Source organism: Shinella sp., assembly GCF_052438155.1.
In the GTDB taxonomy this organism is placed as follows: domain Bacteria; phylum Pseudomonadota; class Alphaproteobacteria; order Rhizobiales; family Rhizobiaceae; genus Shinella.
In genome coordinates, this window is record NZ_JBQVPI010000006.1 from 155867 (window position 1) to 174086 (window position 18220).

19 protein-coding genes are annotated in these 18220 nt (G+C 62.6%); 11 read left to right on the forward strand and 8 right to left on the reverse strand.

Going from position 1 to position 18220, the window contains the following annotated elements; genetic code table 11:
* Positions 1-47: 47 nt before the first annotated feature.
* Positions 48-899 carry an HD-GYP domain-containing protein gene (locus ACT6VE_RS13605; protein WP_444799121.1) on the reverse strand — a complete coding sequence of 284 codons (852 nt, stop codon included), beginning with the start codon at positions 897-899 and terminating at the stop codon, positions 48-50.
* 321 nt (positions 900-1220) lie between these two features.
* Here ACT6VE_RS13605 and ACT6VE_RS13610 point away from each other — a divergent pair, with 321 nt between their 5' ends.
* Positions 1221-2594 (forward strand): GH1 family beta-glucosidase, encoded by a 1374-nt coding sequence (locus tag ACT6VE_RS13610; protein WP_444799122.1) that lies wholly within the window; start codon positions 1221-1223, stop codon positions 2592-2594.
* A 79-nt stretch (positions 2595-2673) separates the two neighbouring features.
* Positions 2674-4869: a putative bifunctional diguanylate cyclase/phosphodiesterase gene (locus ACT6VE_RS13615; RefSeq protein WP_444799123.1), complete on the forward strand. Its 2196-nt coding sequence runs from the start codon at positions 2674-2676 to the stop codon at positions 4867-4869.
* Here ACT6VE_RS13615 and trhO read toward each other — a convergent pair whose 3' ends face one another.
* Both trhO and ACT6VE_RS13625 read right to left on the reverse strand, forming a co-directional pair.
* Positions 4870-5808 (reverse strand): oxygen-dependent tRNA uridine(34) hydroxylase TrhO, encoded by a 939-nt coding sequence (gene trhO, locus ACT6VE_RS13620; protein WP_444799124.1) that lies wholly within the window; start codon positions 5806-5808, stop codon positions 4870-4872.
* Between the two features lie 55 nt (positions 5809-5863).
* On the reverse strand, positions 5864-6349 hold the full coding sequence (locus ACT6VE_RS13625; RefSeq protein WP_444799125.1) for a CYTH domain-containing protein: 486 nt from the start codon (positions 6347-6349) through the stop codon (positions 5864-5866).
* Between the two features lie 153 nt (positions 6350-6502).
* Here ACT6VE_RS13625 and ACT6VE_RS13630 point away from each other — a divergent pair, with 153 nt between their 5' ends.
* From ACT6VE_RS13630 to ACT6VE_RS13645, 4 genes are all read left to right on the forward strand, one after another.
* The gene (locus ACT6VE_RS13630; protein ID WP_444799126.1) at positions 6503-7141 is read left to right on the forward strand and encodes a 2-dehydro-3-deoxy-phosphogluconate aldolase; all 639 of its coding nucleotides are present in this window, start codon (positions 6503-6505) and stop codon (positions 7139-7141) included.
* Between the two features lie 127 nt (positions 7142-7268).
* Positions 7269-7961, forward strand: a complete 693-nt coding sequence (locus tag ACT6VE_RS13635) for a tellurite resistance TerB family protein (protein WP_444799127.1) — start codon at positions 7269-7271, stop codon at positions 7959-7961.
* Between the two features lie 99 nt (positions 7962-8060).
* Positions 8061-8753 (forward strand): GNAT family N-acetyltransferase, encoded by a 693-nt coding sequence (locus tag ACT6VE_RS13640; RefSeq protein ID WP_444799128.1) that lies wholly within the window; start codon positions 8061-8063, stop codon positions 8751-8753.
* Positions 8750-8962, forward strand: coding sequence for a hypothetical protein (locus ACT6VE_RS13645; RefSeq protein ID WP_069061090.1), 213 nt, complete (start codon positions 8750-8752; stop codon positions 8960-8962). The genes ACT6VE_RS13640 and ACT6VE_RS13645 overlap by 4 nt, the downstream gene beginning before the upstream one ends.
* On the opposite strand, the gene ACT6VE_RS13650 is transcribed toward ACT6VE_RS13645, so the two are convergent.
* From ACT6VE_RS13650 to ACT6VE_RS13660, 3 genes are all read right to left on the reverse strand, one after another.
* Complete coding sequence (locus ACT6VE_RS13650) at positions 8959-9960, reverse strand: nickel/cobalt transporter (protein ID WP_444799129.1); 1002 nt, start codon at positions 9958-9960, stop codon at positions 8959-8961. The genes ACT6VE_RS13645 and ACT6VE_RS13650 overlap by 4 nt on opposite strands.
* Positions 9954-10595, reverse strand: a complete 642-nt coding sequence (locus ACT6VE_RS13655) for a DUF1007 family protein (RefSeq protein ID WP_444799130.1) — start codon at positions 10593-10595, stop codon at positions 9954-9956. The genes ACT6VE_RS13650 and ACT6VE_RS13655 overlap by 7 nt, the downstream gene beginning before the upstream one ends.
* Before the next feature lie 96 nt (positions 10596-10691).
* Positions 10692-11597, reverse strand: coding sequence for a LysR family transcriptional regulator (locus tag ACT6VE_RS13660; protein WP_444799131.1), 906 nt, complete (start codon positions 11595-11597; stop codon positions 10692-10694).
* Positions 11598-12195: 598 nt separating this feature from the next.
* On the opposite strand from ACT6VE_RS13660, the gene odc2 reads away from it, so the two are divergent.
* The 3 genes from odc2 to ACT6VE_RS13675 all read left to right on the forward strand — a co-directional run bounded on the left by odc2 (position 12196) and on the right by ACT6VE_RS13675 (position 14907).
* Complete coding sequence (odc2, locus tag ACT6VE_RS13665; RefSeq protein ID WP_069061626.1) at positions 12196-13329, forward strand: ornithine/lysine decarboxylase; 1134 nt, start codon at positions 12196-12198, stop codon at positions 13327-13329.
* A gap of 93 nt (positions 13330-13422) precedes the next feature.
* Positions 13423-14013: a GNAT family N-acetyltransferase gene (locus ACT6VE_RS13670; RefSeq protein WP_444799132.1), complete on the forward strand. Its 591-nt coding sequence runs from the start codon at positions 13423-13425 to the stop codon at positions 14011-14013.
* Between the two features lie 198 nt (positions 14014-14211).
* On the forward strand, positions 14212-14907 hold the full coding sequence (locus ACT6VE_RS13675) for an OmpW/AlkL family protein (RefSeq protein ID WP_069061095.1): 696 nt from the start codon (positions 14212-14214) through the stop codon (positions 14905-14907).
* Positions 14908-14948: 41 nt separating this feature from the next.
* On the opposite strand, the gene ACT6VE_RS13680 is transcribed toward ACT6VE_RS13675, so the two are convergent.
* Complete coding sequence (locus tag ACT6VE_RS13680; RefSeq protein ID WP_444799133.1) at positions 14949-15584, reverse strand: LysE family translocator; 636 nt, start codon at positions 15582-15584, stop codon at positions 14949-14951.
* A gap of 239 nt (positions 15585-15823) precedes the next feature.
* On the opposite strand from ACT6VE_RS13680, the gene ACT6VE_RS13685 reads away from it, so the two are divergent.
* Positions 15824-16270 (forward strand): glyoxalase superfamily protein, encoded by a 447-nt coding sequence (locus tag ACT6VE_RS13685; RefSeq protein ID WP_444799287.1) that lies wholly within the window; start codon positions 15824-15826, stop codon positions 16268-16270.
* A gap of 3 nt (positions 16271-16273) precedes the next feature.
* Here ACT6VE_RS13685 and ACT6VE_RS13690 read toward each other — a convergent pair whose 3' ends face one another.
* Positions 16274-17275 carry an outer membrane beta-barrel protein gene (locus ACT6VE_RS13690; protein ID WP_444799134.1) on the reverse strand — a complete coding sequence of 334 codons (1002 nt, stop codon included), beginning with the start codon at positions 17273-17275 and terminating at the stop codon, positions 16274-16276.
* 413 nt (positions 17276-17688) lie between these two features.
* Here ACT6VE_RS13690 and ACT6VE_RS13695 point away from each other — a divergent pair, with 413 nt between their 5' ends.
* Positions 17689-17982: a hypothetical protein gene (locus ACT6VE_RS13695; RefSeq protein ID WP_444799135.1), complete on the forward strand. Its 294-nt coding sequence runs from the start codon at positions 17689-17691 to the stop codon at positions 17980-17982.
* The last annotated feature ends 238 nt before the right edge of the window (positions 17983-18220 follow it).

Below are 18220 nucleotides of genomic sequence, written 5' to 3' on the forward strand. Positions count from 1 at the left end.
CAGTCTCCGCCAGCGGCCGCCGCGTCATCGCGGCGGTCGCGGCTGCGTCAGGAAAAGATGCTGCCGAGGCGGATGACCAGTTTCTTGTCGAACATCTGCCCGCGATCGAACATCCAGTTCAGCGCGTCGCGTGTTGCCCATGCCCGCTTGTAGGGGCGCGCACTCGTCAACGCTTCGAAGACGTCGCAGACAGTGGCAAGGCGGATTTCCGGGCTGAGCTGTTCCGCCTTCAGGCCGAGCGGATAACCGCTGCCGTCGAGCATCTCGTGATGGAACCGGCAGATGTCGAGGGTCAGCTCCGAAACATTGCCCTGTTCCTTCAGCAGCCGGTAGCCGACCTCCGGATGGTTGCGCACCACGCGCCGTTCCTCTGCTTCCAGACTGCCCGTCTTGTTGAGAATGGCATTCGGTATCATCAGCTTGCCGACATCGTGCAGCAGGCCCGCTACGCCCAGTTCCCGCACCATGTCTTCGTCATAGTCGAGCAGGCCGGCGAGCTTCATCATCAGGGCGCTCACCGCCAGCGAGTGGACATAGGTTCCTTCGTCCTTGGTCTTGAGGCGGGTGACCTTGAGGAAAACCTCCGGCGACGCGTCGATGCGTTCGGAAATCTCCCCGGCGACCGGACCCAGCGTATCGATCTGAAGATTGCCGGAGCGAACGGCATCGAAACTGTTGCGCAGGGCGCTTGCCGCCTGTGTGACGGTTTCCTGCGTGCGGCGGCGCTCCTCGGCCTTCAGATCGGCAGCTTCGTCGATATCGATCGTGCTTCTCTGCGGATTGACCAGCGCATAGGCCGCCGACGTCGCAAGGATCGCGCGCACGGTCTCATCGGATTGCACCAGGAACCGCCGGCCGTCGAATTCCGCGTTCGGGCACTCGACGGATTCGATGAACATGCCTTTCCGAACGAGATGCTTGGGTATTCGCCGTACCACGCGCCAGATCTCCATCCCTGCATGGATACTTTGAAGGAAGAACTCCTAAGCTTTGTTTAAGTGAAGCCTGTTTTAGGTCTGCGGCTTTGCCATGCTCCTGCCTGGTGACCAAGATGCTTGCGTGTTCTTCGCCATCCAGGGGCGAAAAGCCGCCGCGTGGATGTCTGTGCAGGTGACCATCACGCGACCATCACGCGATGGTTGACTTTTCGTATGATGGCTTTACTGCAACGTTGCAGATTTTAGCGCCTGTACGTCTGGCCACCATTTCAAGAGATGACGATGATCGATCCCAAGACCCTTGCCGAGCGTTTTCCCGGCGATTTCGTGTTCGGCGTGGCGACGGCCGCCTTCCAGATCGAGGGCGCGACGAATTTGGATGGCCGCAAGCCGTCGATTTGGGATGCCTTCTCCAACATGCCCGGCCGGGTCTTCGGCCGGCACAATGGCGATGTCGCCTGCGACCACTATAATCGCCTGGAGCAGGATCTGGACCTCATCCAGTCGCTCGGCGTCGAGGCCTATCGTTTCTCCATCGCCTGGCCGCGCATCATTCCGGAGGGCACCGGGCCGGTGAACGAGAAGGGGCTGGATTTCTACGACCGCCTCGTCGATGGCCTCAAGGCCCGCGGCATCAAGGCCTTTGCGACGCTCTACCATTGGGACCTGCCGCTGATGCTGGCCGGCAATGGCGGCTGGACGGCGCGATCGACGGCCTATGCCTTCCAGCGTTATGCAAAAACCGCCATCGCCCGCCTCGGCGACCGGCTGGACGCGGTGGCGACCTTCAACGAGCCCTGGTGCTCCGTCTGGCTCAGCCATCTCTACGGCATCCACGCGCCCGGCGAACGCAACATGGATGCGGCGCTGCACGCCCTGCATGTCACGAACCTGGCGCACGGCCTTGGTGTTGCGGCCATCCGCTCCGAGCGGGCGGATCTGCCGGTCGGCCTCGTGCTGAATGCCCACCAGACCTATGCCGGCAGCGACAGCGCGGCGGACCAGGCCGCTGCCGCCCGCGCCTTCGATTTTCACAACGGCGTCTTCTTCGGCCCGGTCTTCAAGGGCGAGTATCCGGCAAGCTTCCTTTCGGCGCTTGGCCACCGCATGCCGCAGATCGAGCCGGGCGACATGGAAACGATCAGCCAACCGCTCGACTGGTGGGGCCTCAACTACTACACGCCCATGCGGGTTTTGGATGACCCGTCGGAAGGCGCCGTCTTCCCCGCCACGGTGCCCGCGCCGCCCATTGCCGACATCCAGACGGATATCGGCTGGGAGGTCTATGCGCCGGCGCTTGGCGATCTCATCCGCAAGCTCAATGCGGCCTATGCGCTGCCGGATTGCTACATCACGGAAAACGGCGCCTGCTACAATATGGGCGTCGAAAACGGCACGGTCGACGACCAGCCGCGCCTCGACTACATCGCCGAGCATCTCGGTGTTACCGCCGACCTGATCGGCGAGGGTTATCCGATGCGCGGCTACTTCGCCTGGAGCCTGATGGACAATTTCGAATGGGCGGAAGGCTATCGCATGCGCTTCGGCATCGTGCATGTCGACTATGACACACAGGTGCGCACGGTGAAGAAGAGCGGCCAATGGTACGGTGAACTTGCCGCCCAGTTTCCGAAGGGCAACCACCGCGCAGCCTGATACCGCTCGCATTGTCATGACCGACGTAAAGGATTCATAACGGTTCTGCCGCATCATCGCTCTTCGACCGGAGAAGACGATGCTGCGACTTGCGCGCCACCTTTCGAGCATGATCGGCGCCAGACGACTTGCGGTCGTGCTGGGCGTGCTCGCGTCCTTTGCCGTCGTCGTCAGCCTTGCCACCATTCTCGTCATGATGGCGCTCGGCTTTCTCGCCAACCGGGCCAATGAACTGGATGAGGAACGCACGCGCCAGGCGGTGTTCGGTTCCCTCTCGTCGCAGCGCAGTTCCATGGTCACGACGGTGCGCGACTACGCGGTCTGGGACGATGCCGTGCAGGCCATTTATGGTCAGGCCGACATGCCCTGGCTGGTCACCAATTTCGGCCTCGCCACGGAGGGCGGCCCGCTTTTCGATACGGTTTTCCTCGTCGATGAAAACGGCCGTACCATGCTCGCCTATCGAAATGGCGCACCCCTGGAGGCGGATGCGCATTCCTATGGTGGCACGGTGTTTGAGGATCTTTACGACAAGGTCATCAAGGCAGGGCTGGAGCCCGGCGAGGAACTGGGGGCTTTCCTGCATACGCCGCATGGCCCCGCCGTTGCGGCCGTGTCGGCCATCCGCCCGGTTTCCGATGCGGTAAAGGCGCCGGCAGATGCCCTGCGCACCCTCTTCATCATCCGGCACCTGTCACCGGCGCGGATCGCACGGATCGCCGACAATTTTCTGATTTCCGGCCTTATACTGACGCAGGAGGAGCCAGCGACAGGCTCGGCCGTGCCCCTGACAAACCCCGGCGGAACGGTGCTCGGCTACCTGTCCTGGACGCCGGATGCGCCGGGCGACAAAAGCTATGCGCAGGTGCGCCCGCTCGTTCTCCTCGCGCTGGCCGGGGTCATCGTCTTCTTCGTGCTGCTGGTGCTGACCGGCGCTGCCTTCGTGATCCGCCTCAAGGCAGATGAGAACAAGGCCCGCATACAGGCCTTGACCGACCGCTTGAGCGGCCTTCGCAACCGCACCGGCCTCTATCTCGGCCTCGACGAGTTGAATGCGCGCGCTGTGCTGGAAGAGCGCGATGTCGTGATGCTGTATCTCGATCTCGACGGCTTCAAGGACGTCAATGATTTCTACGGCCATGGGGTCGGCGACCGGTTGATCCGCGGGGTCTCGGCCGGGCTTGCCCGTCTTGTTCCGCCGGGCACCTTGCTCGCCCGCATCGGCGGCGACGAGTTCGCCATCGCCTTCCTCGGCACGGTGGATGGCCCGGAGACCGAGCGGCTGACGCGGTCCATCCTCGATTTCTTTGCAGAACCCTTTGCCATCGGCGAGCGTGTCGCCATTGTCGGCGCCAGCATCGGCCTTGCCGTTTCGCGCAAGGGGGCGGTCGGCAGCGAGGAGCTTCTACGACGGGCGGATGTCGCCATGTACCGGGCAAAACATGCCGGCCGTGGCCGCGCCATGCACTATGAAACGCTGATGGATGACGACCGCGACGAGCGGCGGGAGATGGAGGAAGCGCTGCGGGTGGCCGTGGCGCAGGGCGAGATCGACGTCGTCTTCCAGCCGATAGTCAAGGCGCGCGGCCGTGAGATCTGCGGCGTGGAGGCGCTCGCCCGCTGGCATCGCGGCGGGACCGTGTCGGTGCCGCCGGACGTCTTCATTCCGCTGGCGGAGGCGACTGGCATCATCGATGCGCTCGGTCCGCTGGTTCTAAAGCGTGCCTGCGAGGCGGCGCGCAACTGGCCGGATATCGGCATATCGATCAACGTCTCGCCGGCGCAATTCCGCAATCCCTATTTTCCGGATCAGGCCCTGGCGATTATCGAGGCTGCGGGCATCGAGCCGTCGCGTGTCACGCTGGAAATCACCGAAGGCTATTTCATCCAGAATCCCGGCCGCGCGAAGCTCGTCATGGATAGGCTGAAGGCTGGCGGCGTGCGCATTGCGCTCGACGATTTCGGTGCTGGCTTTTCGAGTGTCGGTTATCTCATCCGCTTCGGTTTCGACCGCATGAAGATCGACCGGTCGCTCACCATAGCGGGCGGGCAATCGGTGAAGGGCGGCGCGATGCTGCAGGCGACCGTGGCGCTCGCCGCGTCCTTCGACATGCCGGTGACGGCGGAGGGCGTGGAGACCGGCGAGCAGGCCGCCTTCCTGCATCTCTGCGGCTGCGACCAGCTCCAGGGGTATTTCTTCGGCAGGCCGATGAGCGAGAAGGCGATCAGCGAACTGCTCATTCCGCCAGCCGCCGTGCAGGCAGCGGCCAGTTGATCACTTGCCGAGATGGCGTTCGCCGCGCTTGCGGGCGAGATCCATCTGTTTCTGGCGCTGACGAAAGCGCAGCCGGTCGTCCTCGCTCCGGGTCGTGTAACATTGCGGACAGGAAACGCCGGCCTCGTAGAGCGGCGAGGTGACGTCCTCGGCAGTCAACGGATGGCGGCAGGCGCGGCAGAGCTTGTGCTTGCCTTCCTCCAGTCCGTGCAGCACGGAAACGCGCTCATCGAAGACGAAGCAGGCGCCTTCCCAAAGGCTTTCCTCCGCCGGCACCTCTTCGAGATACTTCAGGATGCCGCCCTTGAGGTGGTAGACCTCGTCGAAACCCTCTTCCTTCATGAAGGCGGTCGCCTTCTCGCAGCGGATGCCGCCGGTGCAGTACATGGCGATCTTCGGCTTGTTGTGCAGGCCGGTATTGTTGCGCACCCAGTCCGGAAACTCGCGGAACGTCTTGGTGTTCGGATCGACCGCGCCCTTGAACATGCCGATCGCCGTCTCGTAGTCGTTGCGCGTATCGATGACGATCGTGTCCGGATCGGAAATCAGCGCATTCCAGTCCTCCGGCGCCACATAGGTGCCGACGGAGCGCGTGGGGTCGATGTCCTCGACGCCCATCGTGACGATCTCGTTCTTGAGGCGCACCTTCATGCGCAGGAAGGGCATGTCGCTTGCAAAGCTCTCCTTGTGCTCCAGCCCGGCAAATTCCGGCTGGCTGCGCAGGAAGGCAAGGACCGTGCGGATGCCGGCATGCGGGCCGGCGATCGTGCCGTTGATGCCTTCGTGGGCCAGCAGCAGCGTGCCGCGTACGCCGTTTTCCTCGCAGAGCGCCTGCAAGGGGTCGCGAAGGTCCGCGAAACGCGGCACCGAGACGAAATGGTAAAGTGCCGCCACGAGGAACGTGCCGTCTTCAGCGGGCAGGGAGGTTTGGTTTGTCATGGCCGCCACATACAGCTTTGGCGCATTTCAGGCAATGCGGCGCTCTGTAGCGCCGTCAGGCAAGCTGATGCAGGCTTGCGCCATCGCTGGCGCCGAGCGCCATCGACTGGTTGGAATACTGGCTCTCGCCCGTCACTTCGCGGCCGACCCAGTTCGGCAGGTTCGGCTCGTCATGGATCGAGGCCAGTTCGACTTCGGCGATGATAAGGCCCTGCTGAGCGCCGCCATAGACGTCGACTTCCCAGACATGACCTTCGTGCGGCACCTTGTAGCGCACCTTTTCGATGACATTGCCGATGGCGTGGCGCAGCATGTCCTCGGCCTCGTCGCGGTCGACGTCATATTCGTACTCGTCGCGAACAAGCGCGGCATGGCCGACCTTCAGGGTGATGCGCGCCTTGCCGTCGCCGTAGATGCGGACCCGCAGAGACCGGTCATCCTGAGCAACAATATAGGCTTGCCGTATGGCGATGCCTTCGTCTGCGAAGGTACGCCATCGCTGGCCAGACACCAGGAACTTCCGCTCGATCTCTTTTGCCACAGGCACGCTTTCGCAGTTGGAGACAGGCTTAGGCGAGGGAAAGACTACACGATAAGTGTGTCATGACAAGGCCATGAATCATGCTTTAGGCTCGACAGAACGTCGCAGACGCGGTATTCGGATCAAAATTCAATCGTTTTAAAAGGTCGTGCCATGAGCGAGAAAAACGCCAAGCTCCTTTCCGTCCTGAAGCTGCAGCCGGTCGTGCCGGTGCTGATCATCGATGATCTCAAGACGGCCGTTCCGCTGGCGCGCGCGCTTGTTGCCGGCGGCCTGAAGGCGATCGAGATCACGCTCCGCACGCCGGCCGCGCTCGAGGCGATCCGTGCGGTTGCCAACGAGGTCGAGGGTGCCGTCGCCGGTGCCGGTACGATCCTCAATGCCGCGCAGTTCGAGGCGGCCGTGGAAGCCGGCTCGCAGTTCATCGTCAGCCCCGGCACGACACAGGAGCTGATCGATGCGGCAAACGATTCCGATATTCCGCTTCTGCCGGGTGCCGCCACCGCCAGCGAGGTCATGGGCCTGCGCGAAGAGGGCTATCAGGTGCTGAAATTCTTCCCGGCCGAACAGGCGGGCGGTGCGGCCTACCTGAAGTCGTTGTCCTCGCCGCTTGCCGGCACGCTGTTCTGCCCGACCGGCGGCATCACGCTGTCGAATGCCCGCGACTATCTTTCGCTGCCGAATGTCGTCTGCGTCGGCGGCTCGTGGGTGGCGCCGAAGGAGCTTGTCGCCAAGGGCGACTGGGCCGGCATTACCAAGCTCGCAGCGGAAGCCGCAGCGCTCAAGGGCTGAGACAGGTTCAAAGGAATTGCAGACGGGCGGCCCTTGGTCGCCCGTTATGCGTTTGTAATTCGGGGCGTGCATTCCTATCTTGCCTTGCAGTCGGCCCCTGCGATGACAAGAAAAACGGAGACGCCCTATGTTTGACGCCAAGAAGTTGCTTGACCAGTTCCTCGGTTCGCAGGTGCCCGGTGCCGGCGGATCGGTGCGCGACCGCGCCGGCCAGGTCACCCAGCTCGCCAAGGACAATCCGCTTGCCTCGATCGCCATTGCCGGCGTGCTGCTCGGTACAGGCACCGGCCGCCAGGTGGCGGGCTCCGCGCTGAAGCTCGGCAGTCTCGCCGCCATCGCCGGCCTCGGTTACCAGGCCTACAAGAACTACAAGGCCGGCCAGAACCCTGTCGAGACCACACAGGGCACGACCCCGGAACTCCTGCCGCCGCCGACCGATTCAGGCTTCCACCCCGAAGCCGTCAGCACCGATTTCGCGCTTATCCTCGTTCGCGCCATGATTGCCGCCTCGCGCGCCGATGGCCATATCGACGAGGCCGAGCGTACCCGCATCATGGACAAGCTGAAGGTCTCCGGCCTCGGCGCCGATGCTGCGCAGTTCCTCGAAGACGAACTTGCCAACCCGGTCGATCTCGATGCGATCATCGCAGCGGCGACGACCGAAGAACAGCGTGTCGAACTCTACACCGCTTCACGCCTCGCCATCGAGCCGAAGTCGCGCGCCGAACGTGGCTATCTCGACCTGCTTGCCGGCCGCCTCAACCTGCCGGATGCGCTGGTCGACCACATCGAGGCGACGGTTTCCGCCGCCACCGTCTAAGACTTGCCGGGGAGCGGCCGAACGCCGCTCCCCGCTTTCCACGTTGCGCCGGCAGGCCGCCTGTTCTATCCCTTCGGCAACGACCGAAGGAGAATTTGCATGCGCGATCTCACAGACTGGAAGGGTTGCCCGCCACCGGCACCCGTTACGCTTGAAGGCCGCACGGTGCGCCTCGAGCCCTACGACCGCGCCAAACACCTTCAAGCCCTCTGGGATACCTTTGGCGGCATGGCGATCAACCCGCTGCTGCGCTATTTCGCACAGGCCGATTTCACCGGCATTGACGGTTTCGATGCGTGGACCGAGGCGGTGATCAAATCCGGCTGGGTGCGCGAGGTCATGGTCGACAAGGCAAGCGACACGGTCGTGGGCATGGCGCACTACATGCGGCCCGACCCGGCAAACGGTGTCGTCGAGATCGGCGGCATTGCGCATGGCCCCAGCATGGCTCGCTCGGCCCTCTCCACCGAGGCGCAGTATCTTCTCGCCAAGCATGTCTTCGAAGATCTCGGCTACCGCCGCTACGAGTGGAAGTGCCACAACGGCAATGCGGCGAGCAAACGCACCGCCGCCCGCCTCGGCTTCGCCTTCGAGGGCGTCTTCCGCCAGCACATGCTGTCGAAGGGCGAGAACCGCGACACCGCCTGGTTCTCGATCATCGATGGCGAGTGGCCGGCCGTCGCCAAGGCGTTCGATGCCTGGCTTTCGCCAGACAATTTCGATGCCGATGGCCAGCAGAAGCGCAAACTGGAAGACATCCGCGCCGAGATCGCCAAGGCGGACGCGGCATGAGCGAGGAAAACAAGGGAAAATCGGCAGCGCTTGCGGCGTTTTTCATCCTGCTCGGCACAGGCGTGGTGTTCTACTTCCTGCCGCGCGTCATGATCGCCCTTGGCGACGTATCGCCATGGTTGGCGGGCGTGTTCGGCACGCTGATGGTGCTCGCTTTCTTCCTGCTGTTCTGGCTCAGGGCGCGCTACCAGCGCAACCGCGGAAACTAGGCCTGCAGCGAGGCTCCAAGCAGGAGCATTCCAAGAACCATCACAAGAGCTGCGCCGCCGATTTCGATGGCGGTGCCGATGCGCTGGCCGGCCGAACCGTTGCCGGCGAAGCGCACGGCCGCACCCTTGGCGGTGACGGCGAGGGTCGCTAGCGTCGACACCGTAATGGCCGTGCCGATCGACATGGCGAAGACGGCGAGCAGGCCGCCCAGATAAAGGCCGTTCAGGAGCGCGAAGCTCAGCACGATCAGTGCGCCGGAGCAGGGGCGCAGCCCCACCGCGACGATGGCCGACCAGGCTTCGCGCAGCGCGAAACGCTCGCCTTTCAGCAGTGACGGATCCGGCGCATGGGCATGGCCGCAGGTCGAGCAGACTTCGCCTGCATGATGGTGGTGATCGTGCTCGTGATGATGGTCATGGACCTCGACCGCCTGGGCGCCGAGCGCGGAGGCGCGCCGGCTGGCCGGCCACAGTTTCCTGAAGAGCAGCCAGGCGCCGAAGAGGGTGATGAGGGCATAGCTGCCGATTTCGAGCGCGCGGGTGGCGTCGGTCATCGAAACGGTGGTGCCGCGCAGGAAGAGAAAGGCCGCGCCGACCAGCAGGATGGCGACGATGCCCTGGAGGATCGAGGAGAGGAAGGAGAGCAACACGCCGCGCTTCAGCTCCACCTCGTTTGCCAGCATGTAGGACGAGATGACGGCCTTGCCATGGCCGGGGCCGGCGGCGTGGAAGACGCCGTAGCCGAAGGACAGCGCCACTAGCGTCGAGGCTGCCCAGGGGTTCGTGCGCATCTCCTTCAGTGCGCCGGTCATCAGCCGGTAAAAACCCTGCTGCTGCGCGTTGATCCAGCCGAACAGGCTGCCGAAGGTGCCGGTCGTATTGAAGCCCGGTTCCGCCGAGCCGATGCCGAGCGGTGACTGGGCATGGGCGAGGGAGACCGTGGCCACGATGGCGAGCGTCACGGTGGCGAGGGCAAGGGCGCGTCCGCGGGTCAGCATGACATCTCCAGACGGGTGGCGAAGAGTTTCGACATGTCGGTGCCGGCCGGGTCGTTGAAGAAGGCTTCCGTCAAGGTGTCCTGGTTCTGGGCAAGCACTTCGTCCGCATCGGGCCGCACCACCGTGCGCGTGCAGGCGGAAAACTTGTCGCCGACGGCAACGAGGTCGTCATCGGACGCGAAATCCATCGCCGCATACATGGTCGGGTCATAGACGCCGAAGGTGAGCTTGCCCTTGAGCGGCATCACTTCGCCCGGCTTGACGGAGAAGAACATCAGGAGCTGGCCTTCCTTGAAGTCGACATTGATCGCGTCGGGTTTTCCGACCTTCACGGTTTTGCCGTCTTCAGTGATCGTCGTGTAGTAGCTGAACTCTTCGAGCGATTCGAGAACGGTCTTGCCGACCTCGGCCAGCTCGTCCGGATCGAGCACGGAATTGCTGTTCTTGTCGAAGTCCATCACGACGCTTGCGGAAAACATGTCGTCGAAGCGCCAGACATTACGCAGCTCGCTGACCGTGCCGTCTTCGCCGGCCACCACTTCCAGTCGCGCCTCGGCAAAGATGTGCGGATGGGCAAACGCCACAGCCGGGGCGATGAAGGCTGCTCCGGCAACGAGAAGGGGGAGCAATCGCATCGGTTTGTGTCCTCTCGAAGCGGCGGGGCGGTCTTCAGAATCGTCCGGTTGAATGTACCGCAAATGGGTCGGAATTGGGACCTTACCAGCGCTGCATTACGCCTCGATGCCGGGATTGCGGCGGAACCAGGCGTGCAGGAAATCGACGAAGGTGCGCACCTTCGCGGGCAGGTAGCGGCGGTGTGGGTAGATCGCGTAGATGCCGCGGTCGGTTGGCAGATAGTCTTCGAGAATCGAGACGGTGCGGCCGGCATCGAGGCAGGGACGGGCGATGAAGGCCGGCACCTGCGCGACGCCGAGGCCGCTTGCGGCAGCGCGCACTGCGGCGGTCGGGCTGTTGACTTCGATATTGCCGCTGACCGGAACGCTGAAGCCGGCACCTTTCTCGTCGATAAAGCGCCAGTTGCTGTGCGACTTGCCGTTGGTGTCGATGATGCAGGGCAGGCGGGCGAGGTCGTTCGGATGATTGATCGGGCCAACGCGTTCTAGGAACTCCGCGCTCACGCAGACTTTCAGGTGGAAATCGCCAAGCTTGCGGGCGATAAGCGCCGAATCTTCAAGCTTGGTGATGCGGACCGCGACGTCGAAGCCTTCCTCCACCAGATCGACGAACCGGTCGTCGGAGACGATTTCCAGCGAGAGTTCCGGATGCTCCTTGCCGAAATCGATGAGCGACTGGCCGATATCGGCATCGACGAAGGTGCGCGGGGCAGAAACCTTCAGTTTGCCGCGCAGGTCCGTGTTCTTCTCACGCACGAGATCGGCGAGGTTGTCGATCTCCTTCAGGATGTCGGAGGCGGTGCGATAATAGATATGGCCGGCCTCGGTCATCGAGAACTGGCGGGTGGTGCGGTTGAGCAGCAGGGTGCCGAGTTCGTCCTCCAGCTCGCGCACATATTTGGAAAGCAGCGCCTTGGACCGACCGGTCTTGCGCGAGGCCGCGGAAAAACCCTCGGCGTCAACGACGTCGATGAAGGCCCGGATTCGGGTCAATGTGTCCATGTATCCCCACTCGACTGTCGCGCCGCATCGCCGGAAATGCAAAGGCGGCGCAGGGCCGGCCGAAACGTGATGGCCGGTGCGTTATAACCATGCTTTGAAACTACGTTTCGCGAATGTCGTGGCTGGGAGGATATTTTCAATAGCGAAATGCAAAAAACCTCTTGATTGCGACAGCGATTCTTCTTATCTCCCCCTTGCCCAAAGTCGCACGTGCCTGTGGGTGTCCGCCGACCCTCGATTTGGTGAGGAACTCGGTAAGGTACCTGGAACTAACCCCTCCAGTCGTTTCTCCGGCCAACCGGAAGAGCGAGGACATCTTGAAGCAACGACGGTGCGGGCCTTTCTGGTGTCTGCCGGCTTTCCAACAGCCGGGGTTACTGAAGAGGCACACCTTCATTGCCGGACGTGCGGTCGGGTTTTCCCACCAATCAAAGGCAGACAAAGCCGAATTGAAGCCTAGGCGGGCTTCGGTTCACCGATCGCGCATGATGCGCATGCTTGGTTCCGGGGTCTCCACCGGCTGGTTCCAGAGCGTGCTCGCATCCTGCCCTTTGTCCTCCGGGTTTCCCGGAGCAACCTGGATATGGGGAATACCGAAATGGCGACTGCACGTATTATCGACTTCCTGAACACCCGACGTCCCGACGGCCCGTGCCTCGTGGTCGACCTCGATGTCGTGCGTGACAATTTCAAGGCGTTCCGCCACGCGCTGCCCGACAGCTCGATCTACTATGCCGTCAAGGCAAACCCGGCGCCGGAAGTCCTGCGCCTGCTCGCCTCCATGGGCTCCAACTTCGATTGCGCGTCCGTCGCCGAAATCGAAATGGCGCTCGATGCCGGTGCGACCCCGAGCCGTATCTCCTTCGGCAACACGATCAAGAAGGAACGCGACGTTGCCAAGGCGCATGCGCTCGGCGTTTCGCTCTTCGCCGTCGACAGCCATGAGGAAGTCGAGAAGATCGGCCGTGCCGCTCCGGGTGCCCGCGTGTTCTGCCGCGTCCTGACCGACGGCGAAGGTGCCGAATGGCCGCTGTCGCGCAAGTTTGGTTGCGTGCCGCAGATGGCCGTCGACGTGCTCGTCTACGCCCACCAGAACGGTCTCGTCTCCTACGGCGTGTCGTTCCATGTCGGCTCGCAGATGACGAAGCTCGACGCCTGGGATGCGGCCCTTGCCGATGCCAAGCGCGTCTTCGTGCAGCTTGCCAAGCAGGGCATCGAGCTCAAGATGGTCAACATGGGCGGCGGCTTCCCGACGAAGTACCTGCGCGACGTTCCGTCGGCTGAAGCCTATGGCAAGGCGATCTTCGGTGCGCTGAAGAAGCACTTCGGCAACCAGATTCCGGAAACCATCATCGAGCCGGGCCGCGGCATGGTCGGCAATGCGGGTGTGATCAAGGCGGAAGTCGTTCTCGTCTCGAAGAAGTCGGATAACGACAACCATCGCTGGGTCTTCCTCGACATCGGCAAGTTCGGCGGTCTCGCCGAAACCATGGACGAGGCGATCCGCTACCCGATCCGCACCGCGCGTGATCAGGACGAGATGGAGCCCTGCGTGCTTGCCGGCCCGACCTGCGATTCGGCCGACGTGATGTACGAGAAGAACATGTATCCGCTGCCGATCACCCTTTCGATCGGCGACGAGGTTCTGATCGAGGGTACCGGCGCCTACACGACGACCTATTCGGCAGTCGCCTTCAACGGCTTCGAGCCGCTCAAGGCCTACGTCATCTAAGCCTATCGGTGCTCCCGTTACGAACGGGAGCACCAAATTCACAATCAGTTTTGGATACCGTTTGAATCGGTTTTGAGCACGGGAGGCCCAGAGATGGCCACTGTTCTTGATTCTGTCCGCGCGTTCTTCGCGCATGCCGCCTTCACCATCGACCAGGAAAATGCCGGCGACGTCGTGGCGCGCGAGCGTCTGCTCGACCGCGTCATGGGCGAGGCCCGCTTCCGCAAGTCGTCCGAAAAGCTGCGCCGTGGCCGCATGCCGGCGGAGGGCCTCGCCCTTGTCGCCCGCGATCCGGATGGCCATGTCATCGGCACGGTGCGCCTGTGGAATGTCGAGGCGGGCGTCGATTCCGACGGCAATGCCGTTTCGGCGCTGCTGCTTGGCCCGCTCGCCGTCGATTGCGAACACGAGGGCAAGGGCATTGGCGGCGCGCTGATGCGGGCGGCCCTCACCGAGGCGCGCGACCGCGGCCATGGTGCGGTGCTGCTCGTCGGCGATCCGGAATATTACGAGCGCTTCGGCTTCTTTGCCGACAAGGCGCAGCACCTCGTCATGCCTGGCCCCTTCGAGCGGCGCCGTTTCCTGGCGCTCGAACTGAAGGACGGCTGGCTGGACGGTGCTGCAGGCGTGCTCGTCGCCAGCGGCCGGCGCCGCGTCATCCTGGACGTGCGCAAGGCTGCCTGAGAAGGAGCCGGCGATGAGCCGGCTCTTTCCAATTTGATGTTTGTCATTGTTTTAATTGGGCAATTGTCAAGATTGGTGCGGATATCGCGCCAATCCTTTCTCCGTTTGGTTTTCGTTTGATCCATCTCAAGGGAGACGCTCGCCTCCCGGCTCCATAGTCGTTCCGAAAAAGACGAGTCGCGATGATGGAGAGACGACATGAATGGAAATGGGAAAAGCCGGTTGGTGCTTGCCGGAATGGCGGCCGGTCTGATGCTGTTCGGCAATCAGGCCTTGGCGGCGGACCTCGAAGAACGCATGGCCCCGCCGGAAGCGACGGTGGATCTCGCGGCGCAAAGCCCCTGGCAGATCCGCGTGCGCGGCCTCGGTGTCATCACCAATGATTCCGGTTCCGTAAATGGCATCGCAGGGTCGAGCCTCTCCTATTCGGACTCGGTCGTTCCCGAACTCGATATTTCCTACTTCTTCACGGACAACATTGCGGCCGAACTCATTCTCGGCACGACCTATGCGAACATCGAGGCGGACGGGTCGATTGCCGGTCTCGGCAAGGTGGGCAAGACATGGCTCCTGCCGCCGACGCTGACCCTGCAGTATCACTTCACTGATTTCGGCGCCTTCAAGCCCTATGTCGGTGCCGGTGTGAACTATACGTACTTCTACAACCAGTCCGGCTCGGGTGCCTTCTCCGACCTCAAGGTCAAAAACAAGGTGGGTGCCGCCCTCCAGGTCGGTTTCGACTACATGCTCGACGAACATTGGGGTGTAAACTTCGACGTGAAGAAGATCTTCCTCGAACCCAAGTGGAAGGTCGATTTCAACGGCACGCCCCTGACGGGCAAGGCGAAGCTGAACCCCTGGCTGGTCGGCGCCGGCGTCACCTACCGGTTCTGAAGACCGGCGCGAGTTGGCCTGCCCTTAGGGGGCGGGCCGGCTCAGTTCGCTGCGCGACGATAGAAGGCGAGCGATCCCGCCAGTGCCAAGAGCGCGCCACCGCAGATGCGGTCGAGCCAGGCGGCTCCCGATGTCTTGAGAACGCGCACGGCCTGTGTGCCGAGGGCGGCATAGCCGACCATCACCATGAAATCGATAGCCGCGAAGACGAGGGCGAGCAGCATGTATTGCTGCGCCTGGGGCGCCGACGGGTCGATGAACTGGGGCAGAAAGGCGGAGAAGAACAGATAGCCTTTCGGATTGGTGACGGCGACGAGGAAGCTTTTTGTGAAGATGGCTTTCGCTGTCGTTCGACCGGCTGACTGCGCATCGTCGAGTGCCCGGCCGATCGAGCCGGTGGAGCGCAGCATCTGTATGCCGAGGAAGGCAAGATAGGCGGCACCCAGCCATTTCACGACGGAGAACCAGAATTCGGAGGCCGCGAGCAGCGCGCCCAATCCGAGCGCGACCGCGCCGATCAGCACGAAATCCGACAGCACGGCGCCGATCATGCCGGGCAGGGCGCGGCGCATGCCGTAGCGCGAGCCGTTGGTGAGTGCGAGCAGGACCGTCGGGCCCGGCGTGGCAATGCCGATGAAGGCGACCGCGGCGAAGGCGAAAAGGGTAACTGATGTCATGATGGGGCCTCCTGCCCCGATTGCTCCCATGCTTCCGCCACCGATGCAAGACGTCCGAAATTGACAGAAAGCGGATAAAGCCCTATGTGCGGAGCAAGGGTGAGAGCCCCTGCCGTCCGCGAGCGCAAGCTTTGGTGAAGTCTCTCTCAGAAACAATCGGTCTTCCAGCATCATGCATGCGAACCGGTGGCAATGCGGGCTCCCTCCGAAATGACGCATGCAGACACTGGAGATCCGACATGCGTCCATCCCCGACGCCCCTGCCATCCCTCGATGCCCTGAAAGACCAGGCGAAGCGGCTGCGTGCCCGTTTTGCCGAGGACGGCCAGGCCATTGCCCATTCCCGCGCGCTCGAACTCATCGCCGCGCAATACGGTTATCGCGACTGGAACACCTTGCACGCGATCGTCGGCAACCGGCCGCCGTTCAATCCGTGGATGCTCGGCTCGCGCGTGCGCGGCCACTATCTCGGCCAGCCCTTCGATGCCGAAGTGCTGGGCGTGCAGGCGCTGACCAGCCAGCCCGGGCGCTACCGCATGACGCTGCATTTCGACGAGCCGGTGGATGTGGTGACCTTCGACAGTTTTTCGGCTTTTCGCCAGCGGGTGAACTGCACCGTCGACGAGACGGGGCGGACGGCCGCAAAAACCTCGAACGGGCGGCCACATCTCGAACTGGAATGGTAGGTATCAGAACGAACCGGACAGCCGCGCTGCAAGGCCGTCGACCTCGAAGTCGGCGGCCGTGTCGGTCTCGCGGCGGATGAGGCGGCTATATTCCAGCGCCGCCGTCGCGCCCTTCGCGAAGGTGTAGGTGAGGGTCGCCGAGAGCGATTTCGTGCGTGTGCGATAGTCGAAGTAGAGCCAGTCGCTATAGGCCTGTTCGAAGGCGAGGCCGAATTTCAGCTTTTCCGTCAGCGCCTTTTCCAACGAAAGGCCGACGGTGCGCACGTCTTCGCCGAGTGAATCGTCCACATCGGCGAGCTGGATGTCGCGCGTGAGCTTTGCCTTCAGGACCGTCTTCTTTGAAACCTGCCATGCCACTTCGCCCTTCAGGAAGGGGCGGGCGCGCTCGACCGTCTTGCCGAGATAGGGACTGAACACGCCGACGATACCGGCCTCCGCCATCACGGTGATGCCGTTCTTGAAGGCGCGGCCATAGGCGAGCGAGCCGCGCAGCGTTTCGGCCGGGAACTGCCCGAAGGTCTTTTGTTCCCACCGGTCGATATGGTTCGTCCGGTATTGCACGGTGACGCCGACCTCGCCGCCCAGCAGCGGACGGATGTGACCGCCGCTCACCTCGTAGAGCGTATTGCCGGCTTCGAGCTGCGTGGGCCGCAATCCGCGGAGCGTGAAATGGGCCTTGCCCCGGTTGAGATTGGAGACCGCGGCGGTGACATGGTTCTTGCCACCCCAGCGTTCATCCGTCAGGCCTACGCTGGTGGCGGCCGCGATGTCGGCCTTGCGGTAGCCGATCAGCAGGCCGGGCAGGGACAGAAAGATATCGCCGGATCGCCGGTATTCGAGACCGCCTTTGAGTGTCAGCTTCATGGTCTTGCTAAGATCGTGGGTATAACCGATTTCGCCGCCGAGCGTTCGCTGGTCGGCAAAGTCGTATTTCGGCACACGCCGGACGCTTGTGGTCAGTCCGTAGGCGAAATGGGAGTCTTCGAGGTCGAGACTGCCCCGCAAACCAAGTTTCGCCTCGCCGAAAGCAGCGGGAAGGGCGGTCGGGTCCTGAAAAATGTTCGACGTCCAACCGCCGCCGATACTGTAATCAACAGTTGAATCTGCAAAAGACGGGTTGCATCCGGTAAGCATCAGAGCCACGAAAATGGGGCCGCGAGGAGAGGGCATCGGATTCCGTTCCTGTCCGTTATTGGAGCAGAATCTTAGGGTTGTATGGTTAAGAATTCTCTCAATGGTTGATATTGCCGCTTGCTTTGCGACTTGATGCACTAAGGGTTGTGCGTGATTGGCAATCGTTAAACTTGTCTATATTATGGTTAACTCTTTGCTATGACTGGCAAATCCGGTTGAATTAATCAGCACTTATATTACCGTCAGTTGCGTACCGAGGAGGTACTCAACCGAAGGAGAGAGACATGAACAAGGTTCGCATCATCGCCGTCGCAACCATCCTCGCATTCGCCGGTACCAGCCAGGCATCCGCTGGTGGCCTTCTCGGCCTCGGCATTCTCGGCGGTAACAAGACCGGCGGCATCGTCATCGCCCCGAGCGTCGGTGTCGGCAACATCCTCAGCGACAATGACGGCAACAACATCCTGAACGGCGTTCTGAACAACACCCTCAACGGCACGCTGTCCGGCGTCCTGAATGGTAACACGCTCGGCATCCTCGGCGGCAGCGACTGCGGCTGCAAGAAGCGCAAACACTGACCGCACCATCCCCGCCCATGCGGTCTGTCGGGAGCCCGGGAGAGCTTCGCTCTCCCGGGCTTTCGTCATTGTGGATTTCAAATGTCAGGACACGCAGAAGCCGTTCTGCGCTCTAAAACAAAAAAGCCCGCGATCATCTCGCGGGCTTCTTCATTTCGTGCGTTTGCCGATCAGTGGTTCATCGCCTTGACGATGTCGTCCGTCATCTTCTTGGCGTCGCCGAGCAGCATCATAGTGC

Bases quoted from the DNA above. Each gene is read 5' to 3' on its own strand.
- ACT6VE_RS13605 (WP_444799121.1), bottom strand. From the start codon at position 899: ATGTTCATCGAATCCGTCGAGTGCCCGAACGCGGAATTCGACGGCCGG.
- ACT6VE_RS13610 (WP_444799122.1), top strand. From the start codon at position 1,221: ATGATCGATCCCAAGACCCTTGCCGAGCGTTTTCCCGGCGATTTCGTG.
- ACT6VE_RS13615 (WP_444799123.1), top strand. From the start codon at position 2,674: ATGCTGCGACTTGCGCGCCACCTTTCGAGCATGATCGGCGCCAGACGA.
- trhO (WP_444799124.1), bottom strand. From the start codon at position 5,808: ATGACAAACCAAACCTCCCTGCCCGCTGAAGACGGCACGTTCCTCGTG.
- ACT6VE_RS13630 (WP_444799126.1), top strand. From the start codon at position 6,503: ATGAGCGAGAAAAACGCCAAGCTCCTTTCCGTCCTGAAGCTGCAGCCG.
- ACT6VE_RS13635 (WP_444799127.1), top strand. From the start codon at position 7,269: ATGTTTGACGCCAAGAAGTTGCTTGACCAGTTCCTCGGTTCGCAGGTG.
- ACT6VE_RS13640 (WP_444799128.1), top strand. From the start codon at position 8,061: ATGCGCGATCTCACAGACTGGAAGGGTTGCCCGCCACCGGCACCCGTT.
- ACT6VE_RS13645 (WP_069061090.1), top strand. From the start codon at position 8,750: ATGAGCGAGGAAAACAAGGGAAAATCGGCAGCGCTTGCGGCGTTTTTC.
- ACT6VE_RS13650 (WP_444799129.1), bottom strand. From the start codon at position 9,960: ATGCTGACCCGCGGACGCGCCCTTGCCCTCGCCACCGTGACGCTCGCC.
- ACT6VE_RS13655 (WP_444799130.1), bottom strand. From the start codon at position 10,595: ATGCGATTGCTCCCCCTTCTCGTTGCCGGAGCAGCCTTCATCGCCCCG.
- ACT6VE_RS13660 (WP_444799131.1), bottom strand. From the start codon at position 11,597: ATGGACACATTGACCCGAATCCGGGCCTTCATCGACGTCGTTGACGCC.
- odc2 (WP_069061626.1), top strand. From the start codon at position 12,196: ATGGCGACTGCACGTATTATCGACTTCCTGAACACCCGACGTCCCGAC.
- ACT6VE_RS13670 (WP_444799132.1), top strand. From the start codon at position 13,423: ATGGCCACTGTTCTTGATTCTGTCCGCGCGTTCTTCGCGCATGCCGCC.
- ACT6VE_RS13675 (WP_069061095.1), top strand. From the start codon at position 14,212: ATGAATGGAAATGGGAAAAGCCGGTTGGTGCTTGCCGGAATGGCGGCC.
- ACT6VE_RS13680 (WP_444799133.1), bottom strand. From the start codon at position 15,584: ATGACATCAGTTACCCTTTTCGCCTTCGCCGCGGTCGCCTTCATCGGC.
- ACT6VE_RS13685 (WP_444799287.1), top strand. From the start codon at position 15,824: ATGCGTCCATCCCCGACGCCCCTGCCATCCCTCGATGCCCTGAAAGAC.
- ACT6VE_RS13695 (WP_444799135.1), top strand. From the start codon at position 17,689: ATGAACAAGGTTCGCATCATCGCCGTCGCAACCATCCTCGCATTCGCC.